Below are 21,982 nucleotides of genomic sequence, written 5' to 3' on the forward strand. Positions count from 1 at the left end.
AGCGCCGCGCCCGCTTGACAGGAAGCAGGGCAAGGGCTCTTTCGCGCCCCATGGAACAGATTCACGCCTACCGCACCCATAATTGCGCTGCCCTGCGGGCCGCGGATATCGGCCAAACCGCCCGGCTTTCCGGCTGGGTCCACGCCAAGCGCGACCATGGCGGGCTGCTGTTCATCGATCTGCGCGATCATTACGGCCTGACCCAATGCGTGTTCCCCGCCGGCTCCGCCGGGTTCGCGGCGGCGGAGGCGGCGCGCGTCGAGTCGGTGATCACCGTCACCGGCGAGGTTGTGGCCCGCGCCGAGGGCACCACCAATGCCAAGCTGCCGACCGGCGATATCGAGCTGCGGGTGGCGAGCCTGGAGGTGCAGGGCCCGGCCGATGTGCTGCCGATGCAGGTGGCGGGTGGCGAGAACTACCCGGACGAGCTGCGGCTGAAATATCGCTTCCTGGATCTGCGCCGCGAGCAGGTGCACAAGAATATCGTGCTGCGCTCGGGCGTGATCTCTAGCTTCCGCCGCCGCATGATCGAGGCCGGGTTTACCGAATTCCAGACCCCGATCCTCACCGCCTCCAGCCCTGAGGGGGCGCGCGACTTCCTGGTGCCGGCGCGCAACCATCCTGGCAAGTTCTACGCGCTGCCGCAGGCGCCGCAGCAATTCAAGCAGCTGCTGATGGTGGCGGGGTTTGACCGTTACTTCCAGATCGCGCCTTGCTTCCGCGATGAGGCGAGCCGGGCGGACCGTTCGCCGGGCGAGTTCTACCAGCTCGATTTCGAGATGAGCTTTGTGACGCAGGAAGACGTGTTCAACACGATCGAGCCGATCCTGCATGGGGTGTTCGATGAGTTCGCGCAGGGGCGCGATGTCGGCAAGCCGCCCTTCGAGCGCATCCCCTACGATGTGTCGATGCTGAAATATGGCTCGGACAAGCCGGATCTACGCAACCCGATCGTCATTTCCGATGTCACCGAGGCGTTCCGCGACTCCTCCTTCGGGCTGTTCGCGAAGATCGTCGAGGGCGGCGGCATTGTGCGCGCCATTCCCGCCCCTGGAGCCGGCGGCAATCCGCGCTCCTTCTTCGATAAGCTGAATGAATGGGCGCGGGCCGAGGGTGCGGGTGGCTTGGGCTACATCACCTGGAACGAGGCCGGGGCGCAGGGGCCGATCGCGAAGAATTTGGCCCCCGAGCGGGCCGAGGCGATCCGCGTGGCGTGCGGCCTGAAGGCCGGCGATGCGGTGTTCTTTGCCGCCGGCAAGGCGGAGGCCGCGGCGAAATTTGCCGGCAGCGTGCGCACCAAGCTCGGCAATGATCTCGGACTGATCAAGGCGGGTGAGTTCAAGTTCTGCTGGATCGTCGATTTCCCGATGTTCGAGTATGACGAGGAGCTGAAGCAGGTGGTGTTCTCGCATAACCCGTTTTCGATGCCGCAGGGCGGCATGGAGGCGCTGGAGACGCAGGACCCGCTGACGATCAAGGCTTTCCAGTATGATATCGTCTGCAACGGCATCGAGCTGTCTTCGGGCGCGATCCGGAATCATCGCCCGGATATCATGCTGAAGGCGTTTGAGATTGCCGGTTACGGGCCGGAAGAGGTTGAGGCACGGTTTGGCGGCATGTTGAATGCGTTCCGCTATGGCGCGCCGCCGCATGGCGGCTCGGCCCCGGGCATTGACCGGATTGTGATGCTGCTGGCGGATGAGCCGAATATCCGCGAGGTGATCGCCTTCCCGCTGAACCAGCAGGGCGAGGATTTGATGATGGGCGCCCCGGCGCCGATCCCGGCGAACCGGCTGAAGGAGCTGTCCATTGCGTTGGCGCTGCCGCCGAAAGTCGTCAAAACCTAAGTTACAAAAGTTTTTGGGGTGCAGCCCTTTTTTCAAAAAGGGCTGCAAAACGTTTGGGGCGTTGGCACTACGGTGCCAACGCCCCAAACGTCTATGGGGAACTTTTTGAAAAAAGTTCCCCATACCCCTCAAAAACTTCTGCAACTTTTACCGCCGCTCTCCCCTTCGGGGAGGCGGCTTTTTTTCATTGCACGATCACGTCACTTTTCCGTCGCCATCCTAACCATTGCGTGATACAAAGCCTGCAAAGGTAAGATAAAACGGGAGACACGACCATGAGGAAAACCAGGCTTCTGGCCGGTGTGGCAGCGCTTAGCCTGATGGCGGCGCCTGCGGCGAAGGCGGGCAATCTCTATGTGTTTGGCGACAGCCTGTCGGATGACGGCAATCTCTACAAACTCACCGGCCTGCCGCCGGCACCTTATTATGAGGGGCGGTTTTCCAACGGGCCGGTCTGGGTGGAATATCTGCCGGGGCTGACCGGGCTCGGGTTTTCCTCAGCCAATGACTATGCCTATGGCGGGGCCTTTACCGGGGCGCTGACCATCGGCACCACCAATGCCGGCACCAATCTGGAAGCGGCGGCGCTGCCGGGGATCACCACCGAGATCGCGGCGTTCCAGGCGGCGGGGGGCAGTTTCGGCGCGAATGACGTGGTGACGCTGTGGGGCGGGGCGAATAATTACTTCGCCTATGCGGCGGCGGTGCAGGCCAACCCGGCGGCGGCCACCGCGCTGGTGACGCAGGCTGTCACCACGACGATCACGCAGCTCACCCAGGATACCACATCGCTGATCAATCTCGGCGCCAGGATGCTGATTGTGCCCAACCTGCCGGATCTGGGGCTGACGCCGAATTTCAACAGCACGGCGCAGGGCGTGGCGCTGGGCGATGCGTTCTCGCAGGCGCATGATGCGGCGCTGCCGACCGAGATGCAGCTGCTGCATCAGGGCACGGGGGCGAATATCATCGTGCTGAATACGGAGGCGCTGCTGAACCGGGTGGTGGCGGATCCGTCTCTGTACGGCTTCACCAACGTCACCAATGCCTGCCTGTATACGGTGGCCTGCGTAACCGGCAGCACGGCCACCCAGAACAGCTATCTGTTCTGGGATAATGTGCACCCGACCACCCATGCACAGCAGATCATCGCCGAATATGCCGCCGCGTCGCTGCAAGGCTTTGAGAGCCTGACGGTGCCGGCACGGGTGAATGCGAATGCCGCGGAGAGTTTCGCGGGGCTGCTGAATGCGCGGCTGGATGCGTTGCAGAACGGCGCCAGCGGCGCGTCCTATGACATTAACGGGGTGAATGGCGGCACCGCCGATCCGGCGCATAAACTGGCGATGTTCCTCTCCGTCACCGGACAGTTCGGCACCCGCAAGACCGAGGGCTTCGATAGCGGCTATAATTATCGCAGCGCGGTGACGGCGCTGGGGGTGGATATGCGGGTGAATGAGCATCTCACCGCCGGCCTGTCGCTCGCCTATAACAACACCCATGCGAATGTGAGCGGCGGCGGCACGGTACAGGATCATGGCGTCGATGTCGGGCTGTATGCGCTGGCGAGCTCCGGCGACGCCTATGCCAAAATCTATGCCGCCTGGGACCATGACAACGACAAGACCCAGCGCAACGGGGTGATTGGCGGCATCACCGGCAAGCCTTCGGGCACCAGCTGGAGTGCCGGCGGCGCGGTGGGGCTGAAATTCCATCCGGCGACGAATATCGCCGTAGGGCCGGAATTCGGGCTGGGTTACACCCAGAGCGGGTTGGGCAATTATACCGAGAGCGGCGATGCGCTGCTGACCCAGAGCGTGAATTCGCAGAGCTATAAGCAGCTGGTCGCCAGTGCCGGCGGCACGATTGCGACGAATATCAGCCTGGGCGGCGTGGCGCTTGCCCCGCATGCCGGCGCGGCGGCTGAGTTTCTGCTGGCCGGGCCGAACCAGCGCTTCAGCTCCGCCTTCACCGATGTGCCCGGCGTGACGCTGACCAACAGCTACCCGCACCAGACGGGCAGCTGGGGCTTGTTCAACCTGGGTGTGAGTGCGACATTCACCCAGCGCTTCAGCGCCAGCCTGGAGGCGGCCACGACCGCCTTCAAGAGCGACGGCAATGACACGCAAGTTACCGGCAACCTCCTCTGGCGGTTCTGAACAGCGCGCCGGGCGAAGCCGCCCGGCGAAAAATTTAAGACTCGTTTTGCGGAGGCGGCTGTCATAGAAGCTTCACGCGACTGTCATCGTACTGTCACGTATCGCGCCTATGGAATGGCCTTATGGAAATAGCGAGTCACAACATGTCCTCCGATGCCCAGCTCCCCCATACCCTGCAGCAGGTCCCGGGGGCTGAGCCGCGTGTCTCCATCCGCAATCTGAATTTTTATTACGGCGCGACGCACGCGCTGAAGAATGTCTCGATCGATTTCCCGGATCGCCAGGCGACGGCGATGATCGGCCCGTCGGGCTGCGGCAAATCGACGCTGCTGCGTGTTCTCAACCGCATGTACGATCTTTATCCCGGCCAGCGCGCCGAGGGTGAGGTGCTGATGGGCGGGGATAATCTGATCGCCCCGGGCGTGGATATGAACAAGCTGCGCCGGCGCGTGGGCATGGTGTTCCAGAAGCCGACCCCGTTTCCGAAATCCATTTACGAGAACGTGCTGTTTGGCGTGCGGCTGCATGAGAAGCTGTCCAAGGCCGAGGCGGATGAGCGGGTGGAATGGGCGCTGACCCGCGCCGCCCTCTGGGGCGAGGTGAAGGATAGGCTGCAAAGCTCCGCCATCGGCCTTTCCGGTGGCCAGCAGCAGCGCCTTTGCATTGCCCGCTCCATCGCGGTGCGCCCGGAGGTGCTGCTGCTCGACGAGCCGACCTCGGCGCTCGATCCGATCAGCACGCTGAAGATCGAGGAGCTGGTGGATGAGCTGAAGCGGGATTTCTGCATCGTCATCGTCACCCATAACATGCAGCAGGCCGGACGCTGCGCGGACCAGGTGGCGTTCTTCTATCTGGGTGAGCTGGTGGAAGTTGGCTCCTCCAGCCAGATCTTCACCGCCCCGCGCGAGCGCAAGACCCAGGAATATATCACCGGCCGGTTCGGCTAAGGAGACAGACGATGGCCGACCAACCGAAACATATGATTTCCAGCTTCGAGGCTGACCTGAAAAAGCTGCGCGATGCCATCGCCAATATGGGCGGGCTGGTGGAGCGCGCGGTGGCGGATGCCTCCAGCGCGCTGATCGGCCATGACGCCGAGCTGGCGGCGCGGGTGATCGAGGGCGATGCCAAGATCGACGCCGAGCAGCACCGGATCGAGCAATTCGCCGTGCAGCTGCTGGCGCTGCGCCAGCCGGTGGCGGATGATCTGCGCCAGGTGATCCAGGCGCTGAAGATCGTGAACGATCTTGAGCGCGTCGGCGATTATGCCGCCAACATCGCCAAGCGCTCGATCGTCATCAATCAGGTCGCCAGCGGTTTCTCCCTCGCCGGGCTGGGGCAGATGTCCAACCTGGTGCAGCAGAATCTGAAAGCCAGCATCGACACGGTGGGCGAGAGCGACCCGCAGAAGGCGATTGCGGTGTGGCGGGCCGACCAGTCCGTGGATGACCTCTACAACACCATCTTCCGCGAGCTGATCACCTACATGATGGAGGATGCGCGCAATATTTCCGCCTGCACGCATCTGATGTTCATCGCGAAGAATCTGGAGCGCATCGGCGACCATACCACCAACATGGCCGAGCTGACCTATTACGCGATCACCGGCACCAACCTGCCGGATTTCCGCCCCAAGGGCGATGTCACCTCCACCTACATGCCGGCCGCCAACTGACCACATGTCCGAGAGCAACAAGCCGTATGTGCTGATCGTCGAGGATGAGGCGCCGCTGGTCACTTTGCTGCGCTATAATCTGGAAAAACAGGGCTTCCGGGTTGAGGATGCCGGCGATGGCGGCGAGGCGCTGACGCGCATCACCGAGGCGCCGCCTGATCTTTTGCTGCTGGACTGGATGCTGCCGACGATGTCGGGCATCGAGCTGTGCCGCCAGCTGCGCCGCCGCCCGGCGACGCGCCAGCTTCCGATCATCATGCTCACCGCCCGGGCGGAAGAGCAGGATGCGGTGCGCGGGCTGGATACCGGGGCGGATGACTACATCACCAAGCCCTTCTCGACCGAGGCGCTGATCGCCCGCATTCGCGCACTGCTGCGCCGGGCGGGCGCGGTGCCGCAGAAGAACAAGCTGGCCTTCCACGATATCTCGCTGGACCCGGCCTCGCATCGCGTGCTGCGCAATGGCCGCACGCTGCATCTGGGGCCGACGGAGTTCCGGCTGCTGGAGTTTTTCCTGCGCCATCCCAAGCGCGTGTTTTCGCGCGAGGATGTGCTGAATGCGGTATGGGGGCGCGACATACATGTCGAGCCACGCACGGTGGATGTGCATATTCGCCGGCTGCGCAAGGCGATCAACGGGCCGGGCGAGATCGACATCGTGCGCACGGTGCGCGCGGCGGGGTATGCGCTGGACTTAGAAGACGTAGAGTAAAGGTTTTTTGGGGCGTAGGCGGCCATGGTTCCGCCGCTGCGTCGCAGCGGTGGAATGCCGCCTAGAGCAATATGTGTTTAGGTTGACGCGACAGCGTCAAAATAAACACATGAAATTGCTCGCTAAAACAAATTCTAGAGCATCAAGCTAAAAGCTTGATGCTCTAGACAAAAGGCCGGACGCCCCCTCTGGGGGCGATCCGGCCTTTTGTCACGTAGGGAACTTTTTGAAAAAAGTTCCCTACAACCCTCAAAAACTTTTTATTTTAGAATCTTCTGTGATTAGATTGACGCATATCCTGCGTGTTTGAGGTAATTTGTGCATTCTTCTGGCGGGAAGTGATCGAGCAGTGCCCCGATGCGTCGCCATGTGGCTTCGACGGTTCTCTCGGCGGCTTTTCTGAGTAGGGTTTTGAGCTTTGCGAAGACCTGCTCGATGGGATTGAGGTCTGGGCTGTAGGGCGGCAGGAAGACGAGCTTGGCACCGGCTTTTCTTATGGCATCGCGCGCTGTCTTGGCCTTGTGGCTGCCGAGATTGTCGAGGATGATGACATCGCCGGGGCGCAGCGTCGGCACCAGGAATTGCTCGACATAGGCGGTGAAGCTGCGGCTGTTGATGGGGCCATCGAGTACACAGGGCGCGGTAACCTTGTCGGCCCGCAGGGCGGCGATGAAGGTCAAGGTTTTCCAATGCCCGTGCGGCACCTTGGCGTGCAGCTTTTGCCCACGCCGGCAGCGCCCATGGGTGCGGGTCATGTTGGTTTTGGCCCAGGTCTCGTCGATAAACACCAGGCGAGACGCGTCAATTTTTCCCTGATACCGCCGCCAGCGCGCCCGCTTGAAGGCGATGTCAGGCCGGTCCTGCTCGGCGGGCAGCACGGTTTTTTTTGAAGCTGATGCCCTCAGCGCGGAAGAACCGCGACAACATGCCGGTGTCGGCGCGCACGCCACGCTCTTCCCACAGGCGCACGCTCAACGCCGCCAGCGTGATGTCGGCCTGCTCCTCAATGACCGCCAAAAGCCAGGCGCGCTCAGGCTTCACCTTCGAGGGCCGGTGGCCACCAGTGCCAGCGCTGCGTCGGTCACCAACCCGATGCAGGCGCTGAACCCATTTGATGGCAGACGATGCGCTCACGCCAAAACGCCGCGCCGCGGACCGGCAAGTCTCCTCACCGCTCTCCACAACCGAAATCACGCGTTCACGAAGATCAGAAGAATAAGCTCGGGGCATCAGCGCTGGCCTCCTCAACCAGTCCTAATCGTGAATCACATCAGCCCCGCGTCGGTAAAGAGATAGGATTCAAGCTATTCACAGAGGACTCTAGGATTTCAGGCGCTGCGGGTGATCCCGCCGCGCCGCGCCAGCCCCTCGACCCGCGCCAGCAACTCCGAAAACGCGAACGGCTTCGCCAGATAATCATCGCCACCCGCGCGCAAGCCCGCCACCTTGTTGGTCGGCTCGCCCAGCCCGGAGAGGATCAGCACCGGGGTCTCGATCTTCTGCGCCCGCAAATGCGAGAGCAGCACCAGACCGTCCTCTTTCTCCGGCAGCATGCGGTCCAGAATGATCACGTCAAACGTCTCCCGCGCCGCACGCTCGCGGCCGGCCTGGGCGGATTCGGCGTGAATCACATTATGCCCAGCCTCACGCATGCCTTTGAGCACGAAGGAGACGACGTTCTTGTCGTCCTCAATGAATAATATCCGCAAAGCTAGCCCCTTTACGCCAGTGCCCCAAAGATTTGTCTTTGCACTAGATATCGGAAGCATGACGCGCAATTCAAGTTTACCAGGCATCGCGCTCAGCCCACCGGCCCGGCCATGCGGTGATGGCCGTATGAAACGCCTTGCGGCCTTGCAACCAATTTCAGCGAAAGCGCATCGGGTCGATCTGCGGGATCACCACCCCGGCCGGCCCAGGATCCTCATGCCGGACCATGGCGGCGATCAACGCCGAGGCCGCCGGCGCGGTCTGGATGCCATAGCCGCCCTGCCCCACCGCCCAGAAAAACCCGTCCACCGCCTTGTCATAGCCAAAGGCCAGCGAGCGGTCCGGGGTGAAGGTGCGCAGGCCCGCCCAGCTATGCTCGATGCGCTTCACCGGAATATCCAGCGCCTGCTGCATGCGGTCGATGCCAATGGCGATGTCCAGCTCGTCCGGCTGCACGTCATGCGGCACATCCGGGGTTTCATCGCAGGGTGTGACCATCAGCTTGGCGCGCGCTTCCGGCCTGGCATACCAATCATGGGCGGCGGACTGCACCAGCGGCCAGTGCGCGACCTGGTGCGGGCCAGGGTCGATGATGGCGGCGGTGCGCCGGCAGGGAACAAGGCCGAGCGGGGCGAGGCCGGCGATTTTGCCCACCTCATCGCCCCAGGCCCCGGCGGCATTCACCACGATAGGCGCGGTGATGGTGAGCCCGCCGGAGGTCTCCACCGCCCAGAGACCGCTCTTGCGCGCGATCCGCCCGGCACGGTTGCGAAGCAGCAGCTGCCCGCCACCCTGGCGCATCCGGCGCAGATAATATTGGTGCAGCCCGGCCACATCCATGTCGAACCCGTCCGACTCCAGCCCGGCGCGAGTGGCGTAGCCCTCGATCAGCGCCGGGCAGAGCGCCTTGGCCTTCGACAGGGGGATTTCCTCGATGCCGAGATCCTGGGCGATCAGCTCATCCAGCTGCCGGCCCTGCGCGGGCGGGGCGAGATAGAGGATGGCGCGGTCCACCGCCAGCCGGTCGGTGCCGATATCGGCGGGCGGGGATTTGTAGAAATCCCGCGACAGGCCGGTGAGCACGCGCACCGCGGGCGGGCCGTAATTGCGGATCCAGATCGCCGCCGAGCGGCCGGTGGTATGGAAGCCCGCCTGCTCCTCGGCCTCCACCAGCGCCACCTTATGGGTGGCGATGAGATTGGCGGCGATGGAGGCGCCGACCATGCCGGCGCCGATGACGATGGCATCGAAATCCTGGCTCATGCCGCGAAGAATTCCTGCAGCGCGGCGATCACCTGCTCGGGCTTGTCGGCATGCAGCCAGTGCGCGGCGCCTTGGATGCGGGTGATCTCGGCGCGGGGGAAGCGCTGGCGGATCGCCGCGTCATAATCCGGGCGGACATAGTCCGATTCCGCGCCGCACAGAAACAAAGCCGGGCCGTGATAGGGGGTGGCGCCCGGCGGATCATCCCAGCGGAACAGGTTTTTCATATTGGCGCCGATCTCCTCCAGCCCGACGCGCCAGCGCGGGGCGCTGCCCAGCACCAGATTGTTGAGCAGGAAGGCGCGCATCGGCGGGGCCTTGACGCTGGCGGCGAGCGCCTGGTCGGCCTCGCCTCGGGAGAGGCCGGGGGTGAGCGGGATGGCCCGCATCGCCTCGACAAAGCCTGAATAATCATGGTTGTAGCTGACCGGGGCAATATCCATCACCGCCAGCCGCTCGACCAGATCGGGCGATTGCAGGGCCAGCATCATCGCCGTCTTGCCGCCCATGGAATGGCCGCAGAGCCGCACCCGGGAGAGGCCGAGGCTGGAGAGGGTTTCCGCCACGTCCCGCGCCATGATGGCGTAATTCATCTCAGGCCCGCGCGGGCTGTCGCCATGGTTGCGCAGATCCAGCGCGAAGACGCGGTAATGCGCGGAAAAGGCCCGGGTGAGCACGCCGAGATTGCGGGCGGCGCCGAACAGGCCATGCAGCAGCACCAGCGGCGAGCCGTCGCCGGCCTCGGAAACGTTTAATTTCATGGGCATCATCTTTGGCGCATCGGGAAGAAATCACAAGCGCGGTGGGTTCAAATGGGCTATGACGAGCCATGCTGCAATTCCTGGTTGTGGTTTCTGCGTTGCCGCTCGTGCTGCTGGCCCTGGCGCGGCCGCGCGAGGCGGTGATGCTGTGGGTGCTGGCGCTGGCCACCGCGCCGGATGGCTGGCTGAGTGCCGCCACCGGCAGCCTGGAGGCGACGGCGGGGCTGCTCAAGCTCTATGGCTTGCTGGTGCTGGCCGGAGCACTCTGGCGCTACGGGCCACGGCGGGATGTGGGCAATCCGTCCCTGGCGTTTCTGCTGATGTTCTGCGTCGGGCTGATCCATGGGCTGCATCCGGGGCTGAGCCTGGAGGCCTCGGCGCGGTCGCTGATCGGCTCCGCCGCGCCGTTTTTGTTCGGCTTTGTCCGCCAGGATGAGGGCTTCGCCCGAACCGCCTGCCGGGCGGTGATGATCGCCCCGCTCTGCGCCGTGGGGGTTGCGGCGATGCTGGCGCTGGCGGGGCTGGACCGGTTCTACACGCTGGAGCTGGGGGCGCTGCGGCTGGGCGGGGATGGGCAGCCGCCCTTTCTGGCCGGGGCGGCGCTGGTGGGGCTTTATGCCGGGGTGCTGGAGCTGGCGGTACGGCCGCGCCGGGCCGTGGCGCTGCTGACGGGGATCAATTTCACCCTCATCCTGCTCACCGGGGCGCGCTCGCCGTTGGTTTTGGGCGGCCTCGTCCTGGCGGCGTTGCTGGCCCAGCGCGGCTGCCTGCGGGCTTTCGCCCTGGCCGGGGCGCTGGCCGCGCTGGTGGCGCTCTGTTTCAGCCAGCTCGATTTTCTGCGCGTCATCGACATGACGCAGCTTGGCCTGGCGTCCAACTTGTCCAACCGCACGCTGGTCTGGCCCTATTTCTGGACCGCCATCACCCAGTCTCCCTGGGTCGGCTGGGGGTGGGGGCGGGCAAGATCATCATTCCGCTCAGCGCGCCGCTGGCCAGGCTGATCGGCACCAACGCCGCGCATGATGAATATCTGCGCATCGGCACCGAGGGCGGGGTGCTGGGGCTGGGGCTGCTGCTCGGGCTGATGCTGCTGTGGGTGGGGCGCGGCACGGCGCGGCTGCCGGCCCGGCAGGCCTGGCTGATGCGGTTGATTTTCATTGCATTCGCCGTGCAATCCCTGACCGACAACACCCTGATCGCGGGGACCGCCTCGGCGTTCTTCTTGTGGGTAAGCGCTATCTTCGCAAACGCACAAAACGGGTCTACAGGGGCTGCATGCTCACACGCCGCACCGCCATCGCCCTGCCCGCCGCCCTGCCCCTCGCCCTCGCCGGGGCTGCTCCGGCCCTGGCGGCAACGCCCCCCCTCGCCTTCGTCCTGAACTCCGCCGCCGGCTCGGTCAGCCTCATCGACATGGCGAGCCGCCAGGTGGTGGGGACGGAGCCGGCCTATCGCGAGCCCAGCCATTGGTGCCTGACCCCCGACCGCGGCCAGCTTTTCATCTGCGATGCCTCGGGCAACGCGATTTTCATCTTCGACCCGATCACCGGCGCGCCGCTGGGCCGCAAGCGCATCGCCGACCCGTATCAGCTCGGCTACACGCCGGATAACAAATATCTGATGGTCAACGCGCTGCGGCTGGATTTCGTGGATGTCTATGACGGCGCCACGCTGCGGCTGGTGAAGCGCTTCAAGCCCGGGCGCTGGCCGAGCCATCTGGATTTCTCGCCGGACAGCCGCTGGTCCTTCAACTCCATGCAGAATTCCAACACGCTGGTCTCCTTCGACCTCACCAGCATGACTGAGCGCTGGGCGGTGACGGTGGGCGAGACGCCGGCGGGCGTGCTCTGGCATCGCGGCAAGGTGCTGTGCTGCATCATGGGCGGGCGCGGCTTTGTCGAGGTCGATCCGGTGAGCGGGCAGATCACCCGGCGGGTCGTCACCGGCGATGGCGCGCATAATATCTTCCTGGATACCAGGAAGCAGATCCTCTACGTCTCCAATCGCGGCCCGGGGCGGACCGGCCTCACCGCACTGGACCCGGTCAGCTTCCAGATCCTGCGCCAATATGAGATCCCTGGCGGGCCGGACGATATCGGCATCGATCCGGAGGGGAATATCTGGATCTGCCTGCGCTATGCGGAATCGGTGGCGATCCTCGATCCGGTGAGCGGCAATTACAGCTCCATCCCGGTCGGGCGCTCGCCGCATGGCATCTTCCTCAACACCATGCTGCGCCAGAAAGGCCGGATCACCGCCGAGCGGATCTGAGCGCTTGCATTTAAGCCTTTGTAACAACGGCTTTTGCCCTCTCGCTTTTTGCGGCGGGCGGGCGCTATAAAGGCTGGTTGCCGCCAGTCCTGCATGGGGTTTGGGTATGGGTCTCGATCGTCTCTTCTCCAACATCGCCGGCTATATGGACCAGTATCTGGTGCTGCCCGTGCTGTTCCGGCTGCATTGGATGGCCTGGGACGATCTCGCCTTCGATTGGTGCCTGATCTGCGTCTACGGGATGTTCGCGGTGCTGGTGACCTACGCGGTCTGCCTGCCGCTGGAGGCCTGGCGGCCGGTGGAGCGCTGGCCGGACAACAAGGCGGTGTGGGTGGATGTGTTCTACACCTTCCTCAACCGCGTCGGCGTCACCCCCATCGTCACCTTCGTGCTGTTCTATCAGGTGCAGACCTGGTCCACCGGGCTGCTGGTCGAGCATGGCTTCATCCCGCCCACACTGGACAGTCTGGTGCCCGGCCTGTTCGGGCACCCGCTGATCACCTTCCTGGTCTATGCGCTGATCCTGGATTGCGCCGATTACTGGCGCCACCGCCTCTCCCATTCCTTCCGCTGGTGGTACGCGCTGCACGCGCTGCACCACGCGCAGACGCAGATGAGCTTCTGGTCCGACGACCGCAACCATCTGCTGGACGATGTGATCAGCTTCTTCTGGTTCTTCGCCATCGGGCTGCTCATCGGCATCCCGCCGCTGCAATTCCCGCTGCTGCTGATGGCGATGAAATTCATCGAAAGCCTCAGCCACGCCAATATACGCGCCTCCTTCGGGCCGCTGGAATGGGTGTTCGTCTCGCCGCGCTTTCACCGCTTCCATCATGGGCTGCGCGCCGCCGGGCGGCATAGCTGCAATTACGCCTCGGTGTTCGCGGTCTGGGACATCATCTTCCGCACCGCCGATTTCCGCGACGAATATCTGCCCACCGGCGATGCCCGCGCCCCCGCGGCGCTGGTTTCCGGCTCCTACCTCGCCCAGCAGGCGACCGGGCTGAAATTATTCTGGCAGGCCCTGGGAAAGAGCTGGGCAAGCCTTGGCATCGGCCGCGCCGCGTCATAAGCAGCCAGCATGGAACAGAAAGTCAAAAAGGTCGTCCTGGCTTATTCCGGCGGGCTGGACACCTCGGTCATTCTTCGCTGGCTGCAGAACACCTATAAGTGCGAGGTGGTGACCTTCACCGCCGATCTCGGCCAGGGCGAGGAGCTGGAGCCGGCCCGCAAGAAGGCGGAGATGTTCGGCATCAAGGAGATCTTCATCGAGGATCTGCGCGAGACCTTCGTGAAGGATTTCGTGTTCCCGATGTTCCGCGCCAATGCGCTGTATGAGGGCCAGTATCTGCTGGGCACCTCCATCGCCCGGCCGCTGATCGCCCAGCGCCAGATCGAGATCGCCGAGATGGTGGGGGCGGATGCCGTCGCCCATGGCGCCACCGGCAAGGGCAATGACCAGGTCCGCTTCGAGCTTGGCTATTACGCGCTGAACCCGAATATCCGCGTCATCGCCCCCTGGCGCGAATGGGAGCTGACCTCGCGCACCAGGCTGCTGGAATATGCCGAGGCGAACCAGATCCCCATTGCCAAGGATAAGCGCGGCGAGGCGCCGTTCTCCGTGGATGCGAACCTGCTGCACTCCTCCTCCGAGGGCAAGGTGCTGGAAGACCCGGCGGTGGGGCCGGATGAGATCGTGTATCAGCGCACCATCTCCCCGGAAGCCGCTCCTGATCAGGTCACCGAGATCACCATCGCGTTCAATAATGGCGATGCGGTGGGGATCAATGGCGAGGCGCTCTCCCCGGCCACCATCCTCACCCGCCTTAACGAATACGGCAAAGCCAATGGCATCGGCCGGCTGGATCTGGTGGAGAACCGTTTCGTCGGCATGAAGTCCCGCGGCGTGTACGAAACCCCGGGCGGCACCATTCTGCTCGCGGCCCATCGCGGCATAGAGAGCATCACGCTGGACCGTGAGGCCGGGCACCTGAAGGACAGCATCATGCCGCGCTATGCGGAGCTGATCTATAACGGCTTCTGGTTCTCGCCGGAGCGCCGGATGCTGCAGGCGCTGATCGATACGTCGCAGGCTTCCGTGACCGGCACGGTGCGGCTGAAGCTCTATAAGGGCAATGTGATCGTCACCGGGCGGGAGAGCCCGAATTCGCTCTATAATACCCGCATGGTGACGTTCGAGGACGATGCCGGGGCGTATAACCAGCAGGATGCGGCGGGTTTCATCAAGCTCAACGCGCTGCGGCTGCGGCTGGGGGCGTCCATCGGCCGCCGCGGCGGGAGTTTATAAAAGTTTTTGGGGGTGTGGGGTGTTTTTACAAAAACACCCCAATTCTTCGCCGCTTTTTTGAAAAAAAGCGGCACCAAAAAACTTTTGCTCTTTTATTCCGGCGCCGTTTCGCCGCTGCCGCCCAGTTCGGCGGGAAAATCCTTCAGCTTGGGCAAGCCGTCCTTCATCGGCAGCACCGTCTCGGCATAGTTCACATGCACGCCGGGCTTGAACTCCAGCGTCGGCAAGGTGGCCGCGAACACATCCACCAGCCCAAAGCCCGGATGCGCCGTCATCAGATGCCCGCCGCATTGGCGGCAATATTGCCGATGACTGGCCTCGGTTTTGGCGTAGGTGGCCACCTCGCTCGCGCCCTTGGTCACCTTCACCGCCTCGGGCTTCCATAGCGTAAACGCATTCACCGGCCCGCCCGACCAGGAGCGGCAGGAGCGGCAATGGCAATAGCCCATCGCCTCCGGATCACCGCTCACGGTCAGCTCCACCGCCCCGCAAAAACACGCACCTTGATAAGTCTGGCTCATTTTTCCTCGCCTTGTTGCTTTTGGATGGCTCAGCATGGCGAGACGCGCTGTGCCGTCAAACCCTGTCCCGGAATGGATCAAAGACGCGGCTGAGTCGAAGTTTCCAATATGTTCTAATCACATTACGTATCTGCAATATTTTCTCCAGAATTATCGAACAAAATACGAACAAATTATTAACGGATATGTTGCTAATTTGTTCTCGCCATGCCAGGATGCGATTCAACGATTCCCTATGGCAAGATCAGGAAAACACGCTATGGTTGCATCCACCACAAGCAAAAAAGCTCGTTTGACAGAAATCGAGTCGATGTTGGACGCTCCGGAGGCACCTTTCATGGCGACAGTGACGACGATGGCAAAACCCGATCTCGAAAAAAACAAGGCGCTCGACGCCGCGATGGCGCAGATTGAGCGCGCCTTCGGCAAAGGCTCCATCATGCGCATGGGCGCCAAGGGCGGCAATGAGGCGATCGAGGTGATCTCCTCTGGCTCGCTCGGGCTGGATCTGGCGCTGGGCATTGGCGGCCTGCCGCGCGGCCGCGTGATCGAGGTTTACGGCCCGGAAAGCTCGGGCAAGACCACCCTGGCGCTGCATGCCGTGGCCGAGGCGCAAAAGCGTGGCGGTGTCTGCGCCTTTGTGGATGCCGAGCACGCGCTTGACCCGGTCTATGCCCGCAAGCTCGGCGTGGATGTGGATAATCTGCTGATTTCGCAGCCCGATACCGGCGAGCAGGGTCTGGAAATCGCCGATACGCTGGTGCGCTCCGGCTCGATCGACGTGCTGGTGATCGACTCCGTCGCCGCGCTGGTGCCGCGCGCGGAGTTGGAAGGTGAGATGGGTGATAGCCATGTCGGCCTGCATGCGCGGCTGATGAGCCAGGCGCTGCGCAAGATTACCGGCTCGGTGGCGCGCTCCAACACCACTTTGATCTTCCTGAACCAGATCCGTCTGAAAATCGGCGTGATGTTCGGCAATCCGGAGACGACGACCGGCGGCAACGCGCTGAAATTCTATTCCTCCATCCGCATGGAAATCCGCCGCACCGGCTCGATCAAGGAGCGCGACGAGGTGACGGGCAACCATGTCCGGGTGAAAGTGGTGAAGAACAAGCTCGCCCCGCCCTTCCGGCAGGTGGAGTTCGACATCATGTTCGGCGAGGGGATTTCCAAATCCGGCGAGCTGGTGGATCTCGGGGTGAAGGCCGGGGTGGTGGAGAAATCCGGCGCCTGGTTCTCGTACGACAGCCAGCGGATTGGCCAGGGGCGGGAGAATGCCAAGCAGTTCCTGCGCGACAATCCGAAAGTGGCCGAAAGCATCGAGAAGAAGATCCGCGATCAGTCTTCGACGCTGGGCGAGGCGCTGATGGCCGCCGATGGCGGCGAGGACAGCGCTGAGGATTAAACGTTTTTGGGGGTTGAAGGGGCGTTTTTTCAAAAACGCCCCTTCGTGACGAAAGGCCGGATCGCCCCTTTGGGGGCGTCCGGCCTTTCGTCTCTTCGCGCCCTTTTTGAAAAAAGGGCGCCCCCAAAAACTTTTGCCCTTTTTGCGCCCGGCCGGCGGGCGGGCTTGGCGAAAACCCGTCCGCCTTGTAATCCAGCCCACATGGTCACCAGCAACGATATCCGCGCCACCTTCCTCAATTATTTTGGCCGCAACGGCCACCAGATCGTGCCTTCCGCACCTCTGGTGCCGCGCAACGATCCCACCCTGCTCTTTACCAACGCAGGCATGGTGCCGTTCAAGAACGTGTTCACCGGCCAGGAAAAGCGCCCCTATAGCCGCGCCACCTCCTCGCAGAAATGCGTGCGCGCCGGCGGCAAGCATAATGATCTGGATAATGTGGGCTATACCGCCCGCCACCACACCTTCTTTGAGATGCTGGGGAATTTCTCCTTCGGCGATTATTTCAAGGAACAGGCCATCCTGCATGCCTGGACGCTGCTGACCAAGGATTTCGGGCTGGATAAGGATAAGCTGCTGGTCACCGTGTATCATACGGATGACGAGGCGGCGGGGCTCTGGTCCAAGATCGCCGGGCTGCCGGATCAACGCATCATCCGCATCCCCACTGACGATAATTTCTGGCGCATGGGCGATACCGGCCCCTGCGGCCCCTGCTCCGAGATTTTCTACGATCACGGCCCCTCCATCCCCGGCGGCCCGCCCGGCTCCCCGGATGAGGATGGCGACCGGTTCATCGAGATCTGGAACCTCGTGTTCATGCAGTATGAGGAAGGGGCGAATGGCCGCGTCGATTTGCCCCGCCCCTCCATCGATACCGGCATGGGGCTGGAGCGCTTCGCCGCCATCCTGCAAGGCAAGCACGATAATTACGACACGGACACGCTGCGCGCCCTGATCCTGGCCTCCGCCGAGGCGACCGGCCAGGACCCGGACGGAGCGTTTCGCATCAGCCATCGCGTGGTGGCGGACCATCTGCGCTCCTCCTGCTTCCTGATCGCCGATGGCGTGCTGCCCTCCAATGAAGGCCGCGGCTATGTGCTGCGCCGGATCATGCGCCGCGCCATGCGCCATGCCCACATGATGGGCGCCAAGGAGCCTCTGATGTACCGGCTGGTGCCGGCGCTGACCCGCCAGATGGGCCAGGCCTTCCCGGAGCTGAACCAGGCCGAGGCGCTGATCACCGAGACGCTGCAGCTGGAGGAAAACCGTTTCCGCGCTTTGCTGGACCGCGGCATCTCGCTGCTGAAGAGCGAGAGCGAGGGGCTGGCCCAAGGCGCCGCCCTGCCCGGCGCCGTCGCCTTCAAGCTCTACGACACTTACGGCTTCCCGCTGGATCTGACCCAGGACGCGTTGCGCGAAGAGGGCAAGAGCGTGGATGTGGAGGGCTTCAACGAGGCGATGGCCGAGCAGAAGGCCCGCGCCCGCGCCGCCTGGGCCGGCTCCGGCGATGCCGCCACCGAGACCGTCTGGTTCGAGCTGAACGAAAAACTCGGCGGCACCGAGTTCCTGGGCTACTCCACCGAGACCGCCGAAGGCAGCATCGTCGGGCTGGTGGTGGACGGCCAGCCGACCGACGAGGCGCTGCCCGAGCAGACCGCCTATATCCTGCTCAACCAGACCCCGTTCTACGCCGAAAGCGGCGGCCAGGTCGGCGATACCGGCTATATCACCGGCCCGGACAATCTGCGCATCCGCATCACCGACACCCAGAAGAAGCTGGGTTCGCTCTATGTGCATATCGGCGTGGTCGAGGCCGGCACGGCCCGTGTCGGCCAGGCCGTGGTGGCAACCGTGGATCATGAGCGCCGCAGCGCTATCCGCGCCCACCATTCCGCCACCCATCTGCTGCATGAGGCGCTGCGCCGCGCACTTGGGCCGCACGTGACCCAGAAGGGCTCGCTGAACGCGCCGGACCGGCTGCGCTTCGACATCTCCCAGCCCCGCCCGATCACGGCCGAGGAGCTGGCGCAGGTGGAGCGCGAGGTGAACGCGCATATCCGCGAGAACGCCGAAGTCACCACCCGGCTGATGACGCCCGATGAGGCGGTGAAGCTGGGCGCGATGGCTTTGTTCGGCGAGAAATATGGCGATGAGGTCCGCGTCGTCTCCATGGGAGCGCCGACTAAAGACTCTTCCATGGGCGGCTCCACGGATGAGAAATCCGCCTGGTCCATCGAGCTGTGCGGCGGCACCCATGTGGCGCGCACCGGCGATATCGGGCTGTTCCGCATCGTCTCCGAGGGCGCGGTTTCGGCCGGTATACGCCGCATCGAGGCGCTGGCCGGGGAAGCGGCGATTGCCGCGATCGAGGCGGACACCAAGCTGCTGGCCGAAGCCTCGGCCAGCATCAAGGCACCGCCAGCCGAACTGCCGGGGCGCATCGCCCAGCTGCAGGACGATAAGAAGCGGCTGGAGCGACAGGTGGCGGAGCTGCAGAAGAAGCTGGTGCTGGCCACCGCCTCGGAAGCCGAGGAGATCGGCGGGGTGAAGGCGATCCTGCGCAATGTCGGCGACATTGCCGCCAAGGAGCTGCGGCCGATTGCCACCGACCTGCTGAAGGGGCTGGGATCGGGCGTGGTGGCGCTGGTCTCCACCGCCGAGCAGAAGACCGCCATCGTGGTCGCGGTGTCCGACGATCTGCCGCAGAGCGCGGTGGAGCTGGTGCGCGCGGCGGCAACGGCGGCGGGTGGCCAGGGCGGTGGCGGCAACAAGGCCGTGGCCCAGGCCGGCGCGCCGAGTGCCGGCCAGGCGGGCGCGGCGCTGGCGGCGATCAAATCCGCCCTGGCGGGCTGATGCTCCATAAAGGCGGCCTTCGGGCCGCCTTTATGTTTCCCTGATATGCAGCCGCAGCGTGGAGAGCAGGAAGCTGGAGAGCAGCACCTCCATGCCCAGCGATAGGGCCAGCGACGAGCCCATGATGATGCGCGCGATCCGCCCGACATCGAGATTGCCGAACCCGGCCTGCGACCAGATCGCGATCGCCCAGCCGAGCAGCCCTAGCCCGAGCCCCAATAGGCCCAGCCCCAGCACCAGCCCGTTTTCAAGCGTCACCAGCGGCTCCAGACGGCGCATGCGCAGCGAGGCCGGCAGCAACCCTTCCTGAATGGTATAAGCGCGCGCCAGCCAGGCGAAGATCACCGCCTGCGCCCCCAGCTCAACCATCGTCACGCAATAAAGCAGCGCCCCGAGATCCAGCCTCAGCCCGGCGATCCGCAGCGGCCCCGTCATCAGCGCCCCGCCCAGCCCCAGCCCCAGCAGCGCCAGCCCGAGCCCGGGATAAAGAAACAGCCAGGCCGGCGAGAACAGCAGCATGAAGCGCAGATGCCGCCAGCCATCCCGCCAGGGGCGCAGATGCGGCGGGCGGGCGCGCCCATCCTTCTCCAGCGTGGTCGGCACCTCCTCGATGCGCATGCCCAGCAGCGCCGCCTTGATCACCATCTCGGAGGCGAACTCCATGCCAACGGTGCGCAGATCCATGCGCAGGAAGGCGTCGCGGCTGAAGCCGCGCAGGCCGCAATGGAAATCCTTGATCGGGGTGCGGAAGAGGAAGCGCCCCAGCCCGGAGAGAACCGGGTTGCCGAGATAGCGATTCTTCCAAGGCATCGCCCCCGGGCTGATGCCGCCAGCAAAGCGGTTGCCCATGACCAGATCCGCTCCACCCCGCAGCGCCTGCAGAAACGGCGCCAGCTTGGAAAAATCGTAGCTGTCGTCGGAATCGCCCATGATGCAATAGCGCCCGCGCGCGGCACTCACCGCGCCATGCAGCGCCGCGCCATAGCCGCGCCGCGGCACCTCCACCACCCTGGCGCCCAAAGCCCGCGCCAGCGCCTGCGAGCCGTCGCTGGAGCCGTTATCGCCGATGACGATTTCACCCTCGATGCCGTGCGAGCTCAGGAACGCTTTGGCCTTGGCGATGCAGAGCGGCAGCGTCTGCGCCTCATTGAGGCAGGGCATGACAATGCTGAGCTCGGGCATCGGGGTCATCGATGCCCGAGGGCGACGATCCAGCCGGGGGTGCCGGGCCAGATTTTGAACATGTTCCAGTGCCGGATCTGCCAGGCCTTGGCCTGCGGGCCCCAGGCCGGGCCGTTGGCGAAATTGGCGGTGCCGGTGCGGTCATTGCTAATCCCCACGGCCAGCACCAGCAGCAAGGCGAAAAACGCCACGGCGCGCCGGGCCCAGCTGGTCGCACAGACCGCGCCGGTCAGGATCAGCCCGGTCAACACCAGCGGGATGAAGGCATAGCGCCCGCCCCAGCCCGCCCCCATGCTGTCGGTGAAGTCCGGCGAGAGGGCTTTATCGAACGAGACGAACAGGATGATGATCTGCGCCGCCAGCAGCAGCGCCAGCGTGGCGCGGCCAAAGCGCGCCCCCGCCACCAGCCAGCCCAGCAGCGCGTAGAACAGGACAAGGATCAACAGCGGCGGCCAGAACAGCGCCTGGGTCTGGCCCAGGGCGAGGAAGCAGCGGCCGATGACGGCGGCGCCATGCATGCCGGTGAAGGCCATGACCGGACCGTGCAGCGCGATCACCGCCAGCAATGCCGCCAGCGAGACCTGCCCGCTGCGCGCCGGCACCGGATGGGTGAGATAGATGCCAAGCTGCAGCCCGAATCCGAGCAGCAGGATCAGGCTGAACAGCAGCATCACCCGGCTGCGGGTGAGCATGCCGCGCAGCAGGAACAAAGGCAGCAGGAAGCTGGTGGCGGGGCCGGAGAGCACGCCGACGGCGAGCACCAGCGCGTCGAGCACGAACAGACGCTTGGTTTGGGGCGGGGCGGCGAGGATCAACGCCGCCGCCAGGCCGAGATGGAACTGGCTGGTGATGGTGTTGAGCCAGACCTCGGCGGTGCCGGGCGGCAACGCGCAGAGCAGCACCGCCGCCATGCAGGCCAGCCGGCTGCGCCGCCAGGGAAAGTCGTGGGTGAGGATGATGAACGGGGCCAGCGCCTGCACCAGCAGCGCCAGCAGCACCGTCACCAGCGGCGCATGGTCGAGCCCGCCCAGTTGCAACCCGAGCCAGGTGCCGAACCCCGCGATGAAATTGATATAGCCGGTATGGATGGCGAACCAGGCCTGATACCAGGGCCAGTTCCAGCTATTGGCGAAATAGACCACGCCCTCTTCGGCCCAGAAGCGCCCGCCTTGCGCCAGGATCTGCGGCATCCGCACCAGCACCACGAGCGTGAAGCCCAGCAGCATGAGGATGATGAAGCCGGCGCGGGGGCGCCATGCGGGTTGCGTGCTGGTCTGCGCCGTCCGGCATTCTTGCATGGCCTGTCTCTGCC

The 21,982-nt window shown here is 64.2% G+C and carries 19 protein-coding genes; 12 read left to right on the forward strand and 7 right to left on the reverse strand.

The window, feature by feature from the left end; genetic code table 11:
• Positions 1-59: 59 nt before the first annotated feature.
• From aspS to phoB, 5 genes are all read left to right on the forward strand, one after another.
• Positions 60-1,847, forward strand: a complete 1,788-nt coding sequence (gene aspS, locus ACZ46S_RS04815) for an aspartate--tRNA ligase (protein WP_295738469.1) — start codon at positions 60-62, stop codon at positions 1,845-1,847.
• 275 nt (positions 1,848-2,122) lie between these two features.
• A complete protein-coding gene (locus ACZ46S_RS04820; RefSeq protein ID WP_464063578.1) occupies positions 2,123-4,006 on the forward strand; it encodes an autotransporter domain-containing protein in 1,884 nt (627 codons plus the stop codon).
• 143 nt (positions 4,007-4,149) lie between these two features.
• A complete protein-coding gene (pstB, locus tag ACZ46S_RS04825) occupies positions 4,150-4,953 on the forward strand; it encodes a phosphate ABC transporter ATP-binding protein PstB (RefSeq protein ID WP_295738329.1) in 804 nt (267 codons plus the stop codon).
• Between the two features lie 11 nt (positions 4,954-4,964).
• Complete coding sequence (gene phoU, locus ACZ46S_RS04830; protein WP_464063579.1) at positions 4,965-5,681, forward strand: phosphate signaling complex protein PhoU; 717 nt, start codon at positions 4,965-4,967, stop codon at positions 5,679-5,681.
• Positions 5,682-5,685: 4 nt separating this feature from the next.
• On the forward strand, positions 5,686-6,393 hold the full coding sequence (gene phoB, locus ACZ46S_RS04835) for a phosphate regulon transcriptional regulator PhoB (RefSeq protein WP_295738323.1): 708 nt from the start codon (positions 5,686-5,688) through the stop codon (positions 6,391-6,393).
• Between the two features lie 281 nt (positions 6,394-6,674).
• Here phoB and ACZ46S_RS04840 read toward each other — a convergent pair.
• From ACZ46S_RS04840 to ACZ46S_RS04855, 4 genes are all read right to left on the reverse strand, one after another.
• A protein-coding gene (locus tag ACZ46S_RS04840) for an IS630 family transposase (RefSeq protein ID WP_464063580.1) occupies positions 6,675-7,623 on the reverse strand; the annotation gives its coding sequence in 2 pieces (ribosomal slippage) (positions 6,675-7,280 and positions 7,282-7,623; 948 coding nt in all).
• Between the two features lie 98 nt (positions 7,624-7,721).
• A complete protein-coding gene (locus ACZ46S_RS04845) occupies positions 7,722-8,102 on the reverse strand; it encodes a response regulator transcription factor (RefSeq protein WP_295738320.1) in 381 nt (126 codons plus the stop codon).
• Positions 8,103-8,259: 157 nt separating this feature from the next.
• Positions 8,260-9,366 (reverse strand): NAD(P)/FAD-dependent oxidoreductase, encoded by a 1,107-nt coding sequence (locus tag ACZ46S_RS04850; RefSeq protein WP_464063581.1) that lies wholly within the window; start codon positions 9,364-9,366, stop codon positions 8,260-8,262.
• The gene (locus tag ACZ46S_RS04855) at positions 9,363-10,127 is read right to left on the reverse strand and encodes an alpha/beta fold hydrolase (protein ID WP_464063582.1); all 765 of its coding nucleotides are present in this window, start codon (positions 10,125-10,127) and stop codon (positions 9,363-9,365) included. The genes ACZ46S_RS04850 and ACZ46S_RS04855 overlap by 4 nt, the downstream gene beginning before the upstream one ends.
• Positions 10,128-10,195: 68 nt before the next feature.
• Here ACZ46S_RS04855 and ACZ46S_RS04860 point away from each other — a divergent pair, with 68 nt between their 5' ends.
• From ACZ46S_RS04860 to ACZ46S_RS04880, 5 genes are all read left to right on the forward strand, one after another.
• Complete coding sequence (locus ACZ46S_RS04860) at positions 10,196-11,128, forward strand: hypothetical protein (protein WP_464063583.1); 933 nt, start codon at positions 10,196-10,198, stop codon at positions 11,126-11,128.
• On the forward strand, positions 11,077-11,508 hold the full coding sequence (locus tag ACZ46S_RS04865; RefSeq protein ID WP_464063584.1) for a hypothetical protein: 432 nt from the start codon (positions 11,077-11,079) through the stop codon (positions 11,506-11,508). The genes ACZ46S_RS04860 and ACZ46S_RS04865 overlap by 52 nt, the downstream gene beginning before the upstream one ends.
• On the forward strand, positions 11,403-12,398 hold the full coding sequence (locus ACZ46S_RS04870; RefSeq protein ID WP_464063585.1) for a YncE family protein: 996 nt from the start codon (positions 11,403-11,405) through the stop codon (positions 12,396-12,398). The genes ACZ46S_RS04865 and ACZ46S_RS04870 overlap by 106 nt, the downstream gene beginning before the upstream one ends.
• Positions 12,399-12,504: 106 nt before the next feature.
• Positions 12,505-13,470 (forward strand): sterol desaturase family protein, encoded by a 966-nt coding sequence (locus tag ACZ46S_RS04875; protein ID WP_464063586.1) that lies wholly within the window; start codon positions 12,505-12,507, stop codon positions 13,468-13,470.
• 9 nt (positions 13,471-13,479) lie between these two features.
• Positions 13,480-14,706: an argininosuccinate synthase gene (locus ACZ46S_RS04880; RefSeq protein WP_464063587.1), complete on the forward strand. Its 1,227-nt coding sequence runs from the start codon at positions 13,480-13,482 to the stop codon at positions 14,704-14,706.
• A 92-nt stretch (positions 14,707-14,798) separates the two neighbouring features.
• On the opposite strand, the gene ACZ46S_RS04885 is transcribed toward ACZ46S_RS04880, so the two are convergent.
• Complete coding sequence (locus ACZ46S_RS04885; protein WP_464063588.1) at positions 14,799-15,227, reverse strand: GFA family protein; 429 nt, start codon at positions 15,225-15,227, stop codon at positions 14,799-14,801.
• Between the two features lie 355 nt (positions 15,228-15,582).
• Between ACZ46S_RS04885 and recA the strand changes: the two genes are divergently transcribed.
• Positions 15,583-16,632: a recombinase RecA gene (gene recA / locus ACZ46S_RS04890; RefSeq protein WP_295738465.1), complete on the forward strand. Its 1,050-nt coding sequence runs from the start codon at positions 15,583-15,585 to the stop codon at positions 16,630-16,632.
• A 201-nt stretch (positions 16,633-16,833) separates the two neighbouring features.
• Positions 16,834-19,488, forward strand: a complete 2,655-nt coding sequence (gene alaS, locus ACZ46S_RS04895) for an alanine--tRNA ligase (RefSeq protein ID WP_464063589.1) — start codon at positions 16,834-16,836, stop codon at positions 19,486-19,488.
• Between the two features lie 30 nt (positions 19,489-19,518).
• Here the strand turns inward: alaS and ACZ46S_RS04900 are convergent, their stop codons facing one another.
• Together ACZ46S_RS04900 and ACZ46S_RS04905 are read right to left on the reverse strand one after the other, a co-directional pair.
• A complete protein-coding gene (locus ACZ46S_RS04900) occupies positions 19,519-20,679 on the reverse strand; it encodes a glycosyltransferase family 2 protein (protein ID WP_464063590.1) in 1,161 nt (386 codons plus the stop codon).
• Entirely contained in the window at positions 20,676-21,968 is a 1,293-nt protein-coding gene (locus ACZ46S_RS04905) for a hypothetical protein (RefSeq protein ID WP_464063591.1), read from the reverse strand. Before ACZ46S_RS04905 ends, ACZ46S_RS04900 begins: the two co-directional genes overlap by 4 nt.
• Between the last annotated feature and the right edge of the window lie 14 nt (positions 21,969-21,982).

It is taken from the genome of Acidocella aluminiidurans (genome assembly GCF_055383125.1).